This window comes from Mucilaginibacter sp. BGA-UO-ETr-C110 (assembly GCF_059567985.1).
In genome coordinates, this window is sequence record NZ_JCAQPB010000002.1 from 2749472 (window position 1) to 2766623 (window position 17152).

The 17152-nt window shown below is 41.8% G+C and carries 18 protein-coding genes; 12 read left to right on the forward strand and 6 right to left on the reverse strand.

All coding sequences use genetic code 11. The annotated features are described in order from the left end of the window. Positions 1-142 precede the first annotated feature (142 nt). Positions 143-511, forward strand: a complete 369-nt coding sequence (locus AC57BQ_RS12025; protein ID WP_076374337.1) for a helix-turn-helix domain-containing protein — start codon at positions 143-145, stop codon at positions 509-511. A 233-nt stretch (positions 512-744) separates the two neighbouring features. Further along, complete coding sequence (locus AC57BQ_RS12030; RefSeq protein WP_090468675.1) at positions 745-1047, forward strand: hypothetical protein; 303 nt, start codon at positions 745-747, stop codon at positions 1045-1047. A 24-nt stretch (positions 1048-1071) separates the two neighbouring features. On the opposite strand, the gene AC57BQ_RS12035 is transcribed toward AC57BQ_RS12030, so the two are convergent. Then, positions 1072-2511 (reverse strand): tetratricopeptide repeat protein, encoded by a 1440-nt coding sequence (locus tag AC57BQ_RS12035; RefSeq protein WP_496406519.1) that lies wholly within the window; start codon positions 2509-2511, stop codon positions 1072-1074. A 572-nt stretch (positions 2512-3083) separates the two neighbouring features. On the opposite strand from AC57BQ_RS12035, the gene AC57BQ_RS12040 reads away from it, so the two are divergent. From AC57BQ_RS12040 to AC57BQ_RS12055, 4 genes are all read left to right on the forward strand, one after another. Then, entirely contained in the window at positions 3084-3227 is a 144-nt protein-coding gene (locus tag AC57BQ_RS12040) for a hypothetical protein (RefSeq protein WP_176852055.1), read from the forward strand. Between the two features lie 58 nt (positions 3228-3285). After that, positions 3286-3429, forward strand: coding sequence for a hypothetical protein (locus AC57BQ_RS12045; RefSeq protein ID WP_496406520.1), 144 nt, complete (start codon positions 3286-3288; stop codon positions 3427-3429). A 260-nt stretch (positions 3430-3689) separates the two neighbouring features. Further along, on the forward strand, positions 3690-4562 hold the full coding sequence (locus AC57BQ_RS12050) for a hypothetical protein (RefSeq protein ID WP_496406521.1): 873 nt from the start codon (positions 3690-3692) through the stop codon (positions 4560-4562). Between the two features lie 118 nt (positions 4563-4680). Beyond that, the gene (locus tag AC57BQ_RS12055; RefSeq protein WP_496406522.1) at positions 4681-6057 is read left to right on the forward strand and encodes a dipeptidase; all 1377 of its coding nucleotides are present in this window, start codon (positions 4681-4683) and stop codon (positions 6055-6057) included. 191 nt (positions 6058-6248) lie between these two features. Here the strand turns inward: AC57BQ_RS12055 and AC57BQ_RS12060 are convergent, their stop codons facing one another. The 3 genes from AC57BQ_RS12060 to AC57BQ_RS12070 are packed head-to-tail and all read right to left on the reverse strand — an operon-like array spanning position 6249 to position 9643. Then, on the reverse strand, positions 6249-6866 hold the full coding sequence (locus AC57BQ_RS12060) for a gluconate 2-dehydrogenase subunit 3 family protein (protein ID WP_496406523.1): 618 nt from the start codon (positions 6864-6866) through the stop codon (positions 6249-6251). 3 nt (positions 6867-6869) lie between these two features. After that, positions 6870-8627, reverse strand: a complete 1758-nt coding sequence (locus tag AC57BQ_RS12065) for a GMC family oxidoreductase (protein WP_496406524.1) — start codon at positions 8625-8627, stop codon at positions 6870-6872. 11 nt (positions 8628-8638) lie between these two features. Further along, on the reverse strand, positions 8639-9643 hold the full coding sequence (locus tag AC57BQ_RS12070; RefSeq protein ID WP_496406525.1) for a sugar phosphate isomerase/epimerase family protein: 1005 nt from the start codon (positions 9641-9643) through the stop codon (positions 8639-8641). Between the two features lie 139 nt (positions 9644-9782). Between AC57BQ_RS12070 and AC57BQ_RS12075 the strand changes: the two genes are divergently transcribed. Then, complete coding sequence (locus AC57BQ_RS12075; RefSeq protein ID WP_496406526.1) at positions 9783-10559, forward strand: NUDIX hydrolase; 777 nt, start codon at positions 9783-9785, stop codon at positions 10557-10559. Positions 10560-10677: 118 nt separating this feature from the next. Continuing rightward, the gene (locus AC57BQ_RS12080; protein ID WP_496406527.1) at positions 10678-10803 is read left to right on the forward strand and encodes a hypothetical protein; all 126 of its coding nucleotides are present in this window, start codon (positions 10678-10680) and stop codon (positions 10801-10803) included. A 42-nt stretch (positions 10804-10845) separates the two neighbouring features. Here AC57BQ_RS12080 and AC57BQ_RS12085 read toward each other — a convergent pair whose 3' ends face one another. Next, a complete protein-coding gene (locus AC57BQ_RS12085) occupies positions 10846-11943 on the reverse strand; it encodes a mandelate racemase/muconate lactonizing enzyme family protein (protein ID WP_496409472.1) in 1098 nt (365 codons plus the stop codon). 86 nt (positions 11944-12029) lie between these two features. On the opposite strand from AC57BQ_RS12085, the gene AC57BQ_RS12090 reads away from it, so the two are divergent. Both AC57BQ_RS12090 and AC57BQ_RS12095 read left to right on the forward strand, forming a co-directional pair. Then, positions 12030-12398, forward strand: coding sequence for a hypothetical protein (locus tag AC57BQ_RS12090; protein WP_496406528.1), 369 nt, complete (start codon positions 12030-12032; stop codon positions 12396-12398). Between the two features lie 187 nt (positions 12399-12585). Continuing rightward, positions 12586-13326, forward strand: coding sequence for a DUF4290 domain-containing protein (locus AC57BQ_RS12095; protein WP_090468688.1), 741 nt, complete (start codon positions 12586-12588; stop codon positions 13324-13326). A 63-nt stretch (positions 13327-13389) separates the two neighbouring features. Here the strand turns inward: AC57BQ_RS12095 and AC57BQ_RS12100 are convergent, their stop codons facing one another. Beyond that, a complete protein-coding gene (locus AC57BQ_RS12100) occupies positions 13390-13779 on the reverse strand; it encodes a protease inhibitor I42 family protein (RefSeq protein WP_496406529.1) in 390 nt (129 codons plus the stop codon). Between the two features lie 314 nt (positions 13780-14093). On the opposite strand from AC57BQ_RS12100, the gene murA reads away from it, so the two are divergent. Further along, positions 14094-15401, forward strand: coding sequence for a UDP-N-acetylglucosamine 1-carboxyvinyltransferase (gene murA, locus AC57BQ_RS12105; protein WP_496406530.1), 1308 nt, complete (start codon positions 14094-14096; stop codon positions 15399-15401). 185 nt (positions 15402-15586) lie between these two features. Further along, the gene (locus AC57BQ_RS12110; protein WP_496406531.1) at positions 15587-17152 is read left to right on the forward strand and encodes an ArnT family glycosyltransferase; all 1566 of its coding nucleotides are present in this window, start codon (positions 15587-15589) and stop codon (positions 17150-17152) included.

The window sequence follows — 17152 nt, forward strand, 5'->3', positions numbered from 1 at the left end:
AAGCTTTGTTTTTGTGTAAATAATTCCCCACTTTTTTTGACATCCCGTTAAACGGTAAGGCATTCCCGATAGTTTTAACGGGAATGAATGATGGCATACCATTTGGATATGTTCCCTTAGTTAATTATGAGGAAACATTGATATGAACGACAGCACCAAAAAGAAAACGAACAAATCCGTTGGAAAAAACATCAGAACTTTACGTCACCAACGCGGATGGAGCCAGGAGGATGTAGCAAACCGGTTAGGTATTTCTATTCCGGCCTTTTCAAAGATCGAAACCGGTGTTACTGATATTAACCTGTCGAGATTGGAACAAATTGCCAATATATTTGAAATAACAGTTGCGCAAATATTAAGCGTTGAAGAAGGTGAAGTAGATCTTACGCCATCAAACCTGAGCATTGCCCAGAAAAAATTGGTAGATAGGGAATCGGAGATCGCGAGCCTGCAGCGCAAAGTGATTTTACTTTATGAAGAATTGCGAAACAAAAGCATTTTAGTCCTATAATTTAATAATGTGTTCTGTAAACCTTACAGTTACACCTTTTATGCTACATACCTTGATATAAATTATCGATTAATTTAGTCCAATTCAATTAAATATTGGTTAACAATATTTAATTTTAGTAAACTTTTCAAGAAAAAGGCAAATAAATTGACACAATTTCATTTTATATCCCATATAATTTAAAATTGGAGTAAAAATTGTGGCATAAACATTTTTTATCATAAAAAATGTTTATGTCAAATTATCTTATATCTATTTCAAAAAACCAGGCTTTGAAAGATGGGACCATTCATGACCCCAAAAGCAAACTTAAAGTTAAGGTATTTGATCTTTTACAATCAAGATTTAAACCCAGGAAGGGTGAAGTTAGATTTTTTGTTACCGCTGGTGATGAAACGTTGGCCTTTGAAACCGAGGGCTATGATAAACATCGCCAATTGCTTATCCTGCAAATGATATCCAGATACTGTATTTACCTGGGACTTATTGAGGCGCAAATACACTCTACATGGCCAAGCGCTTTTAATCTAGGCTGATCATTATAAAAAAGCAGAACTGTTTCAGGGGTTGCTATTATGCGAAGGACCGTGCAGCATATCGCTCATTTCAATTATTTTTTCGTCAATTTCCGAAACGCATTTGTCCATCATAGCGATACATTCTTCCTGATCAACCAGCCCTTCCTTTTCCAGGTTTATTAAACCACGCAAGGTAGCGATCGGCCCCCTGATCTGGTGCGAAAGATAAGAGGAATGTTCAGAAAGCTTTTTGTTTTTGATCTGCAGGTCTTTTGTTCTTTCATCGATGATCTCCTCCAGGTGATGGTTTATCCGGTCAAGATTATCCTTTTGTCTTAAAACCTCCCCGTTAAGCATAGTAAGCTGCGCATTGGTTTTTGCCTTCCGTTTCACATTACCAACTAATAAGCCAATTACAACCAGTAACAAACCGGCTACAGTGCTCACAGCCCAGAAACGGGAACGTTCATAAGCTTGTCTGTTGGCAATAAGTTCATTTTCTTTTGCCTGCTCTTCCTGCTTGCGTTTGGCCTCAATCAGGTTCATCTGTACAGATACATTCGTTTTATACGTTGCACTGTCCAGTTTATATATTTCTCTTAGCGATGATAAAGCGCTCTCAAAATTCTTTCGGTTAAGCTCCAGCTCATAAGTGGTGTACTTATAATCATATTCCAGTTTGGGATCTTTAACCAACTGGGTGTAGGCTGTACCCTCGCGTACCATTTTTTCGGCATCATCAAACTTACGCTGTGCCATATACAACGAAGCCAGTGTAAGGTTAATACTGGCTACGGATTCGTTCAGATCTCTTGCCTTGGCTCCTCTGTTAGCTTCCAGCAACAGACCAAGAGCTTTGTCATAATCCTTTAACTTATAGTATATCACCCCTCTGTTTAGCAGACACTGTATCAGATTTACAGAATCTTGTAATTTACTGAACAGTTGATAGCTTTTATCATAATAACCAAGGGCCTGATGCAGGTTATTTTTACGATTGTAGGTGTTTCCAATGTTCAGATATGAAGCGGCTATCAATTTATTATCACCAATTTTTTGGGCAATAGCAAGAGACTTGTTTAAATAAACCAGGGAACGATCATAGTCATGATCGCGAAATAACACCCCTATATTGTTATAAACTTTAGCTTCACCCCTAAGATTACTGCTCCTGGAAAAATAAGCCAGCGCGTTAAGGTAATTATCAATAGCTTTTTCGGGCTGGTCGAGGTAATACTTTCCAATACCTATAACACGATAAGATTCTGCAATACCGTCTAAATAACTGAGTTTAGTAGCCAGCGTTAAAGCTTTAGTTGCATCCTCAACTGTTTGTTTTGGATCGGTTAATCTATTTGCATAAGCCTGACTATTTAAATTTACTACCTCGTTTGTATCCTTAGCCACCACTTCATTAATATCCCTTGCATATACAGTAAGTGTTACAAAAAAAAATAATAAAAATGTACAGTTTTTTTTCATTAAAGCACTTTTACGGTCATTTAGCGTGAAAGTTATGAATTATGATGTAATATATCCAATAACTAGGATAAAAACGTTGTTGAAAACTTTTTTATTTTTTTTACTTAAAAAACAAAAAACATATTTATATTTGCGGTGTTAATTAATTGATATACAACACATTGCATAAGTATAATTTACTATATTATAATATTTACATAGCATAAAAATAGCACTTCACACTTCAATTTGAAGCATAAAAATACTTAAGAGGCTATATTTTAAACTATTATACTATCTGATTAATTAAAATAAATAAAAAAAACAATAAAAGTTTTACTAAGCATACAACTAACGCCTCTAAAACTACTGTTTTTTTTCAAGAAAATGATATGAATTATTATGCATAAGGTTAAAATAATTACTTCGTATAACATTGATTATCAAATTAAAATTTAAAACAATATAACAACCGTTTAAACATATGATAAACCGGTTGCAGACAAGTTAAACACACGTATTATTAAATATTAGTTACAGTATTATTTAACAATAGTTAATTAAATATAATATCAATATAAATATTAACCAGCATGAAAAGAACCATCCTATTGGCATTGCTTATAGTAAGCACAGGAGTTTTATCGTCATCATCGAAAAAGACAGCAGAATTACCAGTGGCAACTTTTAACAAAACAGCTACCGGGTTTAAAAGAGATTTAGGCAGCGCCGACTAAACTTTTAAATTTTACACTAAATATTAACTGAATCTGTACAGCATTAGATATATAAGTCATGAAAAAACTGATCATCATTACACTAGCTATTCTTTTTACCGGCATTGTTTCATCCTGCCAAAAAGTAAATGTACGCACCGAGCTCATTGGTACACACTCATTTACCAATGGCTTTAAAAGAGACTTGGGCAGCGCCGATTGATCTTTATTTAATCATGACTACAAACACGATTAAATCATTTGGCCAAATGAAAAAACTACCTGCAATAATATTTACAGACATGAGTACCAGCGTATTGTTGTCTCAAAAAGAAAACACAGTGCCGCATCGACCAAATGAACATTTAGCCTTCAACAGGATTTAAACAATGTTGATTAAACCTGCATACAAATACAACTTAGAAATAATTTAACAAAAACAAAAATATTCATCCCCCACAAACAAAATTTAAAAAAAACATTATGAAAAAGTCAACAATCATAACAGCTTTGGCATTAAGCGCTTTCCTAACCTCTTCAGTTTACAGCTCAAACCTTTCAACTCCTGATGGAGGCAAAACTGCCGCTGTATCTGGTCCTAAAAGAGACTTAGGTTCTGCTGACTTCGCCGCTGTATCCGGCCCGAAAAGAGATTTAGGTTCTGCTGACTTTGCCGCTGTGTCTGGTCCTAAAAGAGACTTAGGCTCGGCTGACTTCGCTGTTGTATCTGGTCCTAAAAGAGACTTAGGCTCGGCTGACTTCGCTGTTGTATCTGGTCCTAAAAGAGACTTAGGCTCGGCTGACTTCGCTGCTGTATCTGGCCCAAAAAGAGATTTAGGTTCTGCTGACTTTGCTGCTGTGTCTGGCCCTAAAAGAGACTTAGGTTCTGCTGATTTCGCTGCTGTGTCTGGTCCGAAAAGAGATTTAGGCTCCGCTGACTTTGCTGCTGTGTCTGGTCCTAAAAGAGATTTAGGCTCCGCTGACTTTGCTGCTGTATCTGGTCCTAAAAGAGATTTAGGTTCTGCTGATTTCGCCGCTGTGTCTGGTCCGAAAAGAGATTTAGGCTCTGCTGATTTCGCCGCTGTGTCTGGCCCTAAAAGAGACTTAGGCTCTGCTGATTTCGCTGCTGTGTCTGGCCCTAAAAGAGATTTAGGTTCTGCTGACTTTGCTGCCGTATCTGGTCCTAAAAGAGATTTAGGTTCTGCTGATTTCGCCGCTGTGTCTGGTCCTAAAAGAGATTTAGGTTCTGCTGACTTTGCTTTTGCATCTGGTCCGAAAAGAGATTTAGGCTCTGCTGACTTCGCTGCTGTGTCTGGTCCGAAAAGAGATTTAGGTTCTGCTGACTTTACCGCATAATTATTTATACAGATAAATCACCTTCCATATATACGCAACAGTTCATGCCATTAAACCGCATGAACTGTTGCTGTTTTAAGTCAATAAACATCAATATATTTGCTGCAAATTGATAACTATGCAGCATATAAAACAGTATGTAGACGAAAACAAACAACGTTTACTTGACGAATTGTTTGAGCTTTTACGTTTCCCTTCGGTTAGCGCCGATCCTAAATACAAACCCGACGTTTTAAAAACCGCCGATTATGTGGCACAAAAGCTACGCGACGCGGGCGCCGATAAAGTGGAGGTTTGCCAGACAGCTGGCTACCCCATTGTTTACGGCGAAAAAATAATCGATCCTTCAAAACCTACCGTATTGGTATACGGGCATTATGATGTGCAGCCGCCAGATCCGCTGGAGCTTTGGAAAACCCCACCATTTGAACCAACTGTACGCGATGGTAAAATATATGCCCGCGGTGCCTGTGACGATAAGGGCCAGTTTTACATGCATGTAAAAGCCTTTGAACTGATGATGCAAACCAACACGCTGCCTTGTAACATCAAATTCATGATAGAGGGCGAAGAAGAAGTTGGCTCATCAAACCTGGCTATTTTTGTAAAGGCCAACAAGGAACGACTGAAAGCCGATGTGGTATTGATATCAGACACCTCGATGATCAGCATGGAACATCCTTCATTGGAGACTGGCCTGCGTGGCTTATCTTACCTGGAAGTTGAAGTAACCGGCCCTAACCGTGATCTGCACTCTGGTGTTTATGGTGGCGCGGTAGCTAACCCGGCGACTATACTGGCCAAAATGATCGCATCTCTACATGACGAAAACAATCACATCGCTATTCCCGGTTTTTATAATGATGTAGTTGATCTTACTCCTGCAGAACGTACTGCGCTGAATAACGCACCTTATAATGAGGATGAATATAAAAAAGACCTGGATGTACAAGAGCTTTGGGGCGAAAAAGATTATACTACTTTTGAGCGTACCGGCACCCGTCCCACTTTAGAAGTAAACGGTATTTGGGGTGGTTACATTGGCGAAGGTGCCAAAACGGTATTACCTTCAAAAGCAAGTGCCAAAATATCTATGCGCCTGGTACCAAACCAAACCAGCGAAAAGATCACCGAGCTTTTCACCAAACACTTTTTAAGCATAGCCCCGGCAAGCGTTAAAGTAAAGGTGACCCCACATCATGGCGGCGAACCAGCTGTAACACCAACCGATAGCGTGGCCTATCGTGCGGCCCAGAAAGCCATAGCCGAGTCATTTGGTAAAGATCCGATACCTACGCGTGGTGGTGGCAGTATCCCTATTGTGGCACTGTTTGAAGCCGAACTTGGTCTTAAAACCGTACTGATGGGTTTTGGTCTCGATAGCGACGCATTACACTCTCCTAATGAAAAGTATGATATTTTCAATTACTATAAAGGCATTGAAACTATTCCATTGTTCCACAAATATTTTGCGGAGCTAAGCCATTTGGGATAAAAGATTCTTGGATTAAAGAACAAGGATTACAAGAAAGCCCGGCAGTTTAAAAACTGCCGGGCTTTCTTCATAAAAGGAAGTCATGCCAAACTTGTTTCGGCATCCCATAAGCTGCGTATACATCATGCAGACAGACCACCCTGTGAGATACCGAAACAAGTTCGGTATGACGGGCTCTTATCTTATAAAGACTACACGCCCTCCAACCCATACTGCTTTAATACATCGGCAGGTACTCCCTCCCATTTTCCAGGTGAATTTCCTTTGTAACCCAGATCGGCTATGCCAATTTTACTGGTGAAAAAACCGATGGCCGTCAGTTCACGCATTTTATTAAAAAAGGTAACGCCTGGCAACATATCGGGCTTGGCCAGTGCAGGGTAAGCAATCTGGCTGCACATAGCCTCCTGCTGCTGTGCTGTACAGCTTTTAAACTCGCTGCCATATACATTCAAACATTTTACATCCAGCCAGCGCAGACCGCCGCGCATAGGCAGGGCATGTTCGGGTTCGTCCTTAACAATAAACTCTATAAAATCGGCCACTTTAGCATCCGAGGCGCTGCCGCTATGCTCATCCCTCGGAATAATGATATCGGCCAGTACCGTTATAGTGGCCAGTTCATGATCGGTAAAATATTTTTTAGTCAGCAGGTGTTTTTCCCGTTCGGTTTCATAAGTCTGGCGACCAGGTTCGGCCGCCGTTTTACTGTCTTCCGTTTTAACATCAGTATTCGTTTTACAGGCATCCAGCAGCACTACTGTTGATACCGATAAACCTATGGCTTTTAAACTCTCTCTTCTGTTCATGGCTTACACGTTTAGTTTTCGTTTCTGATCTAAAATATATTCGGCTGTGCGCATCGAGAGCGCGAGGATAGTCCAGGTGGGGTTCTTTTCAGATTGTTGGGTAAACGCTGCGCCATCCACCACAAAAAGGTTTTTACAATCATGCGCCTGACACCATTTATTCAATGCCGACTTGCCTACCTTATCGCCCATGCGTACGGTGCCCACCTCATGGATACCTTTTCCCGGCTTATCCAACCCATACTTTTTATCGGGGCCCGCCGGTTGCCCCAGCGGAATACCGCCCATGGCTTTAATAATTTCCTGGGTGGTTTGCTGCATGTGCCGGGCCTGTTTTATTTCTTCGTCGCCCCATTTATAGTTAAACCGTAATACCGGGATACCGTATTTATCAACCACACTGTTATCTATCTCACAGTAATTATCTTCCTTGGCGATATCGGTGCCGTGACAGCCTACTCCGGCCATTGTACCGTAAAAACGACGGTAATCTTCTTTCAACGATTTGCCAAAGCCACCGCCCGGTTTCATCTTACCATCTGCCCCGGGCAAATACCCATTAATATAAGGCACCAGCGTACCCTCAAAACCCAAATATCCCCCGTACGATGGCATCATCATCCCGCCAAAGATCTCCAGGTGATACCCCCGGGCAAAATCGAGCTTTTTATGATCGCCCCACCAGGGTGCGTATAAGTGTAAACTGCCAACACCATCCTCATTAAATCGTTTGCGATTGAGCAGTTGAGGCATAATTGCAGCGCCGCCGGTTTGGGTAGAGTCATGCAGGTATTTCCCTACTACATTACTACTATTGGCCAAACCATTGGGATGTTGCGGAGATTTAGAGTTGAGCAATATACGCGCCGACTCACAGGTACCAGCCGCCAGGATCACTGTTTTTGCCTTTACCGAGTACTCCTGCATATCATTCTTATTGATATAAGATACACCGTTAGCAAGGCCGTCGAATCCGGTAAGTATCTCGCGCACCACCGCATTGGTAATCACAGTGAGATTGCCTGTTTTGATGGCCGGGATCACCAGGCAGGAGGAAGCCGAAAAGTCGGCATATATTTTACAGCTGCGGTTGCATTGCCCGCAAAAAAAGCAGGAACCCCTGTCCTTATTACCGGGCAGTGGCGCGGTAAGTACAGAACCTCTGCCGGCTATTACTTTAATACCCAGCCCGGTAGCTGCCTTTTTCACAAACAGCTCGTTAAGCCGTGGTTTGGGTGCCGGTAAAAAGATGCCGTCCGGATCATTCTCCATACCTTCCATAGAGCCATACACACCGATGAGCCTGTCCACCTTATCATAGTAGGGTTTAATGTCATCATAGGTGATGGGCCAATCGTCGCCCGCACCAAAGCTGCTGTAACATTTAAAATCTTTAGGGCCCATCCTTAAAGATATACGCGCCCAATGATTAGTACGCCCGCCCAGCATTTTGGCCCGGAACCATTTAAAATCAGTATCGCCTTTTTGCGTATAGGGTTCGCCATCGATGTCCCAGCCGCCGTATGCCGCATCAAAATCGCCCATGGGCCGTGTAGCATTACCACCACGACGAGGCGACTCATAAGGCCATTTCAATTGCAGCGAATCTTTAGCCGGGTCAAAAAAAGGTCCTGCTTCCAGCATCAGCACTTTTATTCCGGCATGTGCCAGCACATAACCGGCCATACCACCACCTGCGCCCGAGCCAATGATCACTATATCATATACCTCGGCCGACTTTTTGATCTGAATATCTTTCATATCAGGATGGGTTAAGCGGCTTTACCGGCTTTTTCAACTAATTTTTTTGTAGCGAGTACACCAGCGTCATCATCCAGGTAATTGCTTTGAGGGGCATACATTTTAAACAAACCGCCCTCATATTCAATACTCACCCAACCATTAAAACCCGACTTTTTAATAATACCGAACATTTTATAATGATCGGTCTCGGTATCATTACCTGCAGCATCAAACGTGTGGCTTTTGGCGTGAACCCCTTTGGCATAGGGTATCAGCTCGGTAATACCTTTGTACCGGTCGTACTCTTCCAGGCATTTGGTTTTCATGTAGGCATCCATGGTTTGCGCTTCGGGTTTAGTACGATTGATACAGAAATTACCAAAATCGGCCAGGGTGCCGCAATGTTTATTATTGACGTTTTTCATTACCCTGGCCAGCCAGGCGCCATTGCAGGAGATCCCTACGTGATTCTCAACAATAACATCTATTTTGCTTTTACTTCCATATGCTATGAGTTTAGCCAGACTGTCAGCAGCAGCTTTGGCCACTTCTTCGGGAGCTCCCTCTCCTTCTACGTTCACTCTGATCATGGGGCAACCCAATAAAGCAGCGGCATCTATCCATTTATAATGATTTTCGATAGCTTTTGTGCGTTCGGCAGTGTCGAGATGACCTAACACTCCTTCCCCATCAACCATAATACGCAGGTTGTAGCATCCATTATCTGCCGATCGTTTTTTCAATTCATTCAAAAACGTGGTATCCTTTGCTTTGTCGGCAAAAAACATGGAGCAGTAATCCAATCCTTCAATACCGAAGACTGTTTTTGTCTTCATCGGAAAATCAAGCGGATCGAGCTTTTTACTCCAGAACTGGCTCGCCAGCGAAAACTGCGATAAGGCAAGCTTAAAAAACAGTCCATCAGCTTTATGTTCTGTTTTTGCATACAAAAAATCCGGAATGCTGGCAGCTATACCAATCCCGGCCGCACCCATTGCGGCACGGGTAATAAAATCTCTTCTGTTTAATGTCATAACTGGTTAATGGTAAAAGGAGGTTTCTATTTGGTAAATTTTACACAATAAAGTTATGGCTTAATTTCTATTTTGCAAATTTTACCAAATAGAAATTTATTAGTTTAATTTGAGATATATTTGATGTACCCTAACTTATATGGAAACCACAAACGAACTACAAGATTTTATTATCAACGGGTATAAACATTATATACCACACATATCTATTGATGCCGCCATATTTGGCTATCATGATCACCAGTTAAAAATATTATTATCGGGTTTCAAATCATTAGGAGGTTATTGCCTTCCAGGCGGATACATTAAACGAACCGAAACACTGAATGAGGCCGCCAACCGCATTGTAGCTGAGCGAACTAGCCTGACAGACCTGTATCTGCAGCAATATAAAACCTTTGGCGATCCGGACCGCATTAAGTGGAATGAGTTAGATTTTGAAAAATTTTCGGAGAAGCTGGGCATACCTTATTTTAAAGATAGCTGGCTCATAGATCAAACCATTTCTGTGGGGTACTACGCTCTTACCGATTTTTCACTGGTTACACCGAAGGCAGGTCTAATGTCCGACTCTTGTGACTGGTTCAATATCGACGAGATTCCACCCCTGTTATATGATCACGACCAGATGGTTAAAGATGCACTCCACACCCTGCGCGTGCAGCTGTACTATTACCCTATAGCCGAGAAACTGCTGCCGGCCAAGTTCACTTTGACCGAGATACACGCGGTTTACGAAACCCTGTTAGGCAAAAAATTGGATATCCGGAATTTCCCCAAAAAGCTGGTGTTTTTAGGACTAATTAAAAAACTGAATGAGAAACGAAATATTGGGCCGCACCGGGCACCTTTTTTATACAAATTTGACCTGAAAAAATACACTAAGGCCCTGGAAACCGGCACAACTTTGACGTAGATATGACAACATTTTATTCACATTAAATAAATACAATAATATGACAGTTTTCGTTATATTTACTTGAAACAAAAGCACCTGATAGAAAGTATTATTCATATATATAAAACATACTATTATGGAAATCAAGGAAAAATCAAAAGGCGAAACTGTAAAGGAAGTAAGGGAGGTTAAAAACACTAAAGCCGAAAAGAACACGACGGCAAAAAGCGCCAACAGATTTAAGCGCAAGCCGCTATTATAAACCATACGATGGGGCCCCGGCAAACACCGCGGCCCCCATTGCCTAAATCTTAAAATGCTCACAATGGGCCAAAGATGCTTCGTTCGCATCAGCGCCTATCCCGGGTTCATCCCCGATGTTTAACTGATAACCTTCGTAAATGACACCACCAATGCAGGGATCTTCCAGATGCCCCAGCATACAGGTATCCATATCATAAAACCGGATATTAGGACAGGCATATACAAAATGCAGTTTAGCGCTCAGGCCAATGCGGCTCTCGAGCATCCCACCCATCATACAAGCAATCCCTTTGGAGGCGGCTTCATCATGGATCTGTTTAGCTTCCAGTATCCCGCCCGATTTTGACATTTTGATATTGATATAATGGCAGGAGCCACTGTTGATCTGTTTACGGGCATCATGATGGTTGTATACGCTTTCATCGGCCATGATCTTAACGGGCGATAACTGCATCAGCTGTGGTAAACGGTCATCGTACCAGGTACGCATAGGTTGTTCACAAAACTCAATATCGTATTGCCCCATGGCCTGCAGGGCAAAAACGGCATCGTCAAAACTCCAGCCCTGGTTAGCATCAATACGTATCTTAATTTCGCCGCCCACAGCTTCCCGGATCTGACGGATGCGTTCCACATCTTCCACGGCATTCTTGCCCAGCTTCACCTTCAGGATAGTAGCACCAGTCGCTTTAAAATCAAGTGCCTTAAGCGCCATCATGTGCGGTCCGGCAATACCTATGGTGATGTCTGATTCTATTTCGCGGCGTTCGCCTCCCAACAATTGATATAAGGGCACACCGGCGTTTTTGGCGGCAATATCAAACAGGGCGATATCAAAGGCGCTTTTAATGGTGGTATTGCCGGCTGTGAAATTGTGCAGCTGCTGCATGCGGGCAGGTATATCCAGGGCATCATGACCTTTCCAAAGCTTGGCGAATTCACGGGCCATTACCAGACAGGTATCCTGCGTTTCGCCCACAATCATGGGGAAAGCCGAGCATTCTCCCACACCATAAAAACCGGCATCGGTATGTACCCGGATAAAAACGTTCTGAGCATGATCCATAGTTCCCGTTGCAATGGTAAAAGGCTCCATGGGGATGCTGAAACGGTATATATCAATATGGGTAATGATTATTTTGTTTTTCACGATGTAAGGAGTATTAGAAATAGTAAATTTGATTTTATTATTATAAAAATTAAACCTATCAACTATTTATTGCAATGTCAAACGTACATCCCAATTATATTAAAAGCTCTAACATAGTCCTTTCAACCATTGTAATAGCTTGTATAATTTTATTTTTAAAAAGTACATCTTTTACAATTGCAAGAACTATAGGAGCTATGGTTTCCACATTTATAATAATAGGATCTTTAGCTTATTTAGTTAGAAAAGGTTATACATGGGTAAAATACCTGTTACTGGCTTTTTCTATAGTTGTAACTTTACCTGCACTAATTTTGGCATTATCAGAAAACACGATTGTTGGGATACTTAATATTGCTCAAATTATATTACAAACCTGGGCTGTGGTGTTACTTTTCAAAGTACCAAAGTCCGTTGACACCAGCACAGATACAACTGCCTAAATATTTGTAATCTTTACTCCTAAAGTAACATTTTAGCTCAATAATTTGCACATTGATACTATTACGTTATATTTGCGTTACTACAATATTAGTAACAATTCAATTTTAGCCTCATATCCCAAATTCACGGGCATTTGTCTGGCTAAATTTAAAACCTTCTTAATAATAACATTACAACAGCATAAACATGGCTCAACAAAACACGCCTGAATTTGACTATAATTCAACCAGGAACAAACTTATCCTGTCGGAATATGGCCGCAACGTACAAAACATGGTAAAATACATTGTTGCGTTGCCTACTAAAGAAGAACGTAACCGCTACGCGCAAGTAGTGATTGACCTGATGGGTTTTTTAAACCCGCACCTGCGCGATGTGGCCGATTTTAAACATAAGCTTTGGGATCACCTGCACATTATATCTGATTACCAGATTGATGTAGACTCACCATATCCAAAACCATCACCAGAGGCTATCCATATTAAACCGCAGCCTTTAAGATATCCGCACCAGCGCATTAAATACAAGCACTATGGCAAAACCATTGAGCTGATGATCGAAAAAGCCAAAAGTATTGATGATGCCGATCGTAAACGCCACATGGTACAGGCCATAGCCAATTTTATGAAAATGGCTTATGTGCAGTGGAACAAGGATTCGGTTGCCGATGAGAGTATCCTGGCCGATCTTTACGCATTATCAGGCGGCACGCTGAAACTGGAAGAAAACATCAACCTTAACCGTGTTGAATTTCGTCCTAACCAAAACAACAGCAATAACAACCAAAACAACCGCGGGCGCAGCAATCAGAACAATAATCAAAACAACCGCGGGCGCAGCAATCAGAACAATAATCAAAACAACCGCAGCAACAATAACAACCAAAACAACCGCAACCGTAATAACGGCGGCGCTAAGAAATATTAACAGTTTCTATACAAAACAACAAAGGGCGGTGCATACATGTACCGCCCTTTGTTGTTTATTGATTTATTTTACTGTGATCTGATTAGCAAATAGTGATATTTTGTCTACACCACGGTTGGCTGTAATTTCAAGTGTTGTAGTGCCATTTTCACTCGCGGTAAATTTCCAGGTATCGCTACCAAAATCCCCTATCTTATTTACATCGCCGCCTTGTTGTGTATGACTTACCAGTGTTAATACCGTGTTTTTATATTGGGGATCATTCAGCGTATAACCGCCATCGCCGGGATTACTTAGGGTTAAGGAGATGGTTTCACCCTTTGTAACTGACACCGTACTGCCTGCATCGGCCATGGTTAGCTGCTTATCTATTATTTCCACCTTTTTATCTTTATGGCATGCCGTTACGGCTAAAAACGCCACAATGCACATACCGCTGTAAAATAACTTCATGATTAGTGTTTGGTTTAGTGGGTTTATAAAAGCAAGCGCCATTTATTCAAATAACACCCTAATATACAATATAACGTTGCTTCAATCACAAACGCTACACCTTTTCTCGGGATTAATGATCTGAGGATAAAGAAACCCGTTATAAAACATAACCTATTTCAAAACAAAAAGCCCAATAAACAATTGAACTATTGAACTGGTGAAGGCTTAAGAATGTCCATTAATTTTATAATCTTTGCCCTGCAATACCACACTTGTTTTACTAAATGAAGTGTGTATAAAAATGAATCATGATCAATCAATTATAAACTCCTATGACTAACGCATTTGTGATAAACGGCGGGAAACCGCTAAAGGGCGAGATTACTCCGCAGGGAGCAAAAAATGAGGCTTTACAAGTAATTTCGGCGGTATTATTAACCGATCAGAAAGTTACCATCAGTAATATACCCGATATAAAGGATGTAAATAAACTGATAGAGCTACTGGGCGATATGGGCGTTATTGTGGAGAAAACCTCTGCCGATACCTATACCTTTATAGCTAAGGATATTGATCAGGATTTTTTCCAGTCAGAAACTTTTAAATCAAAAGGCGGTGGCCTTCGCGGATCGATCATGATCGTAGGTCCGCTGCTGGCCCGTTTTGGCAAAGCATCCATCCCCAAACCAGGTGGTGATAAAATTGGCCGTAGGCGTTTAGATACCCACTTCCTGGGTTTCGAGAAACTGGGCGCGCAATTTAACTACAACCCTGCCGATGGCTTTTTTAATGTTGACGCTTCAAACCTGAAAGGAACTTATATTCTGCTGGATGAGGCTTCAGTAACCGGTACTGCCAATATTGTAATGGCTGCTGTTTTGGCCAAAGGTGTTACTACCATTTATAATGCGGCCTGTGAGCCCTACCTGCAACAGCTTTGCAAAATGCTGAACCGCATGGGCGCCAAAATAAGCGGCATAGGTTCCAACCTGCTTACCATTGAGGGTGTTGACTATCTTGGCGGTACAGATCACCGTTTGTTACCCGATATGATCGAGATAGGTTCATTCATCGGCCTTGCCGCCATGACTGGTTCCGAGATCACTATTAAAGATGTAAAATACCCGGAATTGGGTATGATTCCCGACGTATTTAAACGCCTGGGTATTAAACTGGAGCTGCGTGGCGACGATATCTACATCCCGGCCCAGGATCATTACGAAATAGAAACTTTTATCGATGGATCTATCATGACTGTTGCCGACGCTCCATGGCCTGGCTTTACACCCGATCTGATCAGTATTGTATTGGTAGTAGCTATACAAGCTAAAGGATCGGTGCTGATTCACCAAAAAATGTTCGAGAGTCGTTTGTTCTTTGTGGATAAGCTGTTGGACATGGGCGCGCAGATCATCCTTTGCGATCCGCACCGTGCCACCGTTATCGGTTTAGACAAACAGGTACAGTTGCGCGGTATCTCCATGACCTCGCCCGATATCCGTGCCGGTGTAGCCTTGCTGATAGCCGCATTATCGGCGCAAGGCCAATCAACTATTTACAACATCGAGCAAATTGAACGCGGCTATCAACATATCGATGATCGCCTGAAAGCTCTTGGCGCTGATATAACCAGGATTTAAAAAAGCTCAAAGCGGAAAGCTTAAGGCCAAAAGCAGGATAAATAGCTTTCGGCTTTAGGCTTTTTGCCTTTAGCTTCCCTCCCCTAAATCGTTACATTTCATCTTTTTGTTTTTTAAGGATTGTTATGTTACTTTAGCTTTTGGCTTTGCCCCTGCTTTGAGCCATTATAAAACCTACCAGAACAATGCCATATAAAAACCGAAGGTCAACTTATGCATACTTCATACTGATTTTTGTATTTATAAAAGTTGTTCTTAATTTATTCGCTATAAGCCATTTTGGCTTTCACCGCGACGAATTACTGCACCTGGTTTTGGCTGATCATCTGGATTGGGGTTATAAGGAAGTCCCCCCGTTTATTGCCATCGTAGCCAAAGTTTCCAACATACTTTTTGGACATTCAATTTTTGCCGCACGTATTTTCCCGACCATTTGCAGCGGACTCATTGTTTGGTTTACCGGTTTGATTACGGTTGAATTTGGCGGGCGCAAGTTTGCCATTACCCTAACTTGCCTGGCGCTTATATTTTCGCCGGCATTTGTGGCAAGCGGCTATCTTTTTCAACCTGTAGTGTTCGATCAGTTCTGGTGGGTATTAACTGTTTGGCTATTGATCAAATACCTCAACACTACCGATGTTAAATACCTGTACTGGTTGGGCCTGGCGGTAGGCCTGGGTATGCTCACAAAATATACCATGGCCTTTTTCACGTTTGCCATGATCATTGGTATCCTTATCAGCAAACAGCGTAAACTATTATTCAACAAGCACATATTGGGTGCGGTTTTAGTGGCCTTTTTAGTTTGCCTGCCTAATCTTATCTGGCAAATTCAACATCACTGGCCACTCATCCATCATATGAAAGCCTTGCGCCAGGAGCAATTAAGCTATATTAAACCTGCCGAATTTATTGAACAACAGTTATTGGTACATGGTGTGGCTCTTTTTGTATGGTTCACCGGTTTGCTGTTTCTCATATTTTCTTTCAGGCTACGCAACTTTCAGTTTTTAGCCATCGCCTACGTGCTTATATTTATTTTTTTACTGGAGATGGATGGCAAAAACTATTACCTGTTTGGCGCCTACCCTATGTTGTTCGCGGCTGGTGGTTTTGGGTTTGAACGATGGCTAAAAACCAAAGGCTATGTGCTTCGCACCTTTACCATAGCGGTATTTGTGTTGCCCAATATGATCTTGCTGCCCATGTTGTTACCTCTATTTTCGATAGATAACACGCTGGCATTTTTCAGGTTTGCCCATAAAAATATACCTGCCACAGATTTTCTCATCACCTGGGAAGATCAAAAGCAACACCCCTTAACCCAGGATTATGCCGATATGTATGGCTGGGATGAGCTGGCCCAAAAAGTAGGTGAAGCTTATCATAAACTAACTCCGGAGCAACAAAAGCAAACCCTCATTTATGCCGATAATTATGGCGAAGCGGGCGCCCTGAACCAGTACAGTAAACAATTCAAGTTCCCAGGGGCAATATCCCTCAACAGCAGCTTTACGCTTTGGGCACCAGATAGCCTTAAGTGCAAATACCTGATTTATGTGGATGATAACGGCGGCGAGAACATCCGCCAGTTTGTAGCCGGTAAGATGATAGGCTCCTACGAAAAACTGGGCCAAATTGATCACTACCTGGCCCGCGAAAAAGGCACCAGCATCTACCTGATAATCGATATTAAAGCCCCCCTACAGGAACGGTATACCAAGGAACTGGCGAGGAAAAGGTTGGAGTAG

Coding starts and splice junctions, on each gene's coding strand:
- AC57BQ_RS12065 (WP_496406524.1), bottom strand. CDS start 8,627: ATGAAAGATATTCAGATCAAAAAGTCGGCCGAGGTATATGATATAGTG.
- AC57BQ_RS12040 (WP_176852055.1), top strand. CDS start 3,084: ATGAAAAGAACCATCCTATTGGCATTGCTTATAGTAAGCACAGGAGTT.
- murA (WP_496406530.1), top strand. CDS start 14,094: ATGACTAACGCATTTGTGATAAACGGCGGGAAACCGCTAAAGGGCGAG.
- AC57BQ_RS12025 (WP_076374337.1), top strand. CDS start 143: ATGAACGACAGCACCAAAAAGAAAACGAACAAATCCGTTGGAAAAAAC.
- AC57BQ_RS12095 (WP_090468688.1), top strand. CDS start 12,586: ATGGCTCAACAAAACACGCCTGAATTTGACTATAATTCAACCAGGAAC.
- AC57BQ_RS12050 (WP_496406521.1), top strand. CDS start 3,690: ATGAAAAAGTCAACAATCATAACAGCTTTGGCATTAAGCGCTTTCCTA.
- AC57BQ_RS12090 (WP_496406528.1), top strand. CDS start 12,030: ATGTCAAACGTACATCCCAATTATATTAAAAGCTCTAACATAGTCCTT.
- AC57BQ_RS12100 (WP_496406529.1), bottom strand. CDS start 13,779: ATGAAGTTATTTTACAGCGGTATGTGCATTGTGGCGTTTTTAGCCGTA.
- AC57BQ_RS12110 (WP_496406531.1), top strand. CDS start 15,587: ATGCCATATAAAAACCGAAGGTCAACTTATGCATACTTCATACTGATT.
- AC57BQ_RS12030 (WP_090468675.1), top strand. CDS start 745: ATGTCAAATTATCTTATATCTATTTCAAAAAACCAGGCTTTGAAAGAT.
- AC57BQ_RS12035 (WP_496406519.1), bottom strand. CDS start 2,511: ATGAAAAAAAACTGTACATTTTTATTATTTTTTTTTGTAACACTTACT.
- AC57BQ_RS12075 (WP_496406526.1), top strand. CDS start 9,783: ATGGAAACCACAAACGAACTACAAGATTTTATTATCAACGGGTATAAA.
- AC57BQ_RS12045 (WP_496406520.1), top strand. CDS start 3,286: ATGAAAAAACTGATCATCATTACACTAGCTATTCTTTTTACCGGCATT.
- AC57BQ_RS12060 (WP_496406523.1), bottom strand. CDS start 6,866: ATGAACAGAAGAGAGAGTTTAAAAGCCATAGGTTTATCGGTATCAACA.
- AC57BQ_RS12070 (WP_496406525.1), bottom strand. CDS start 9,643: ATGACATTAAACAGAAGAGATTTTATTACCCGTGCCGCAATGGGTGCG.
- AC57BQ_RS12080 (WP_496406527.1), top strand. CDS start 10,678: ATGGAAATCAAGGAAAAATCAAAAGGCGAAACTGTAAAGGAAGTAAGG.
- AC57BQ_RS12055 (WP_496406522.1), top strand. CDS start 4,681: ATGCAGCATATAAAACAGTATGTAGACGAAAACAAACAACGTTTACTT.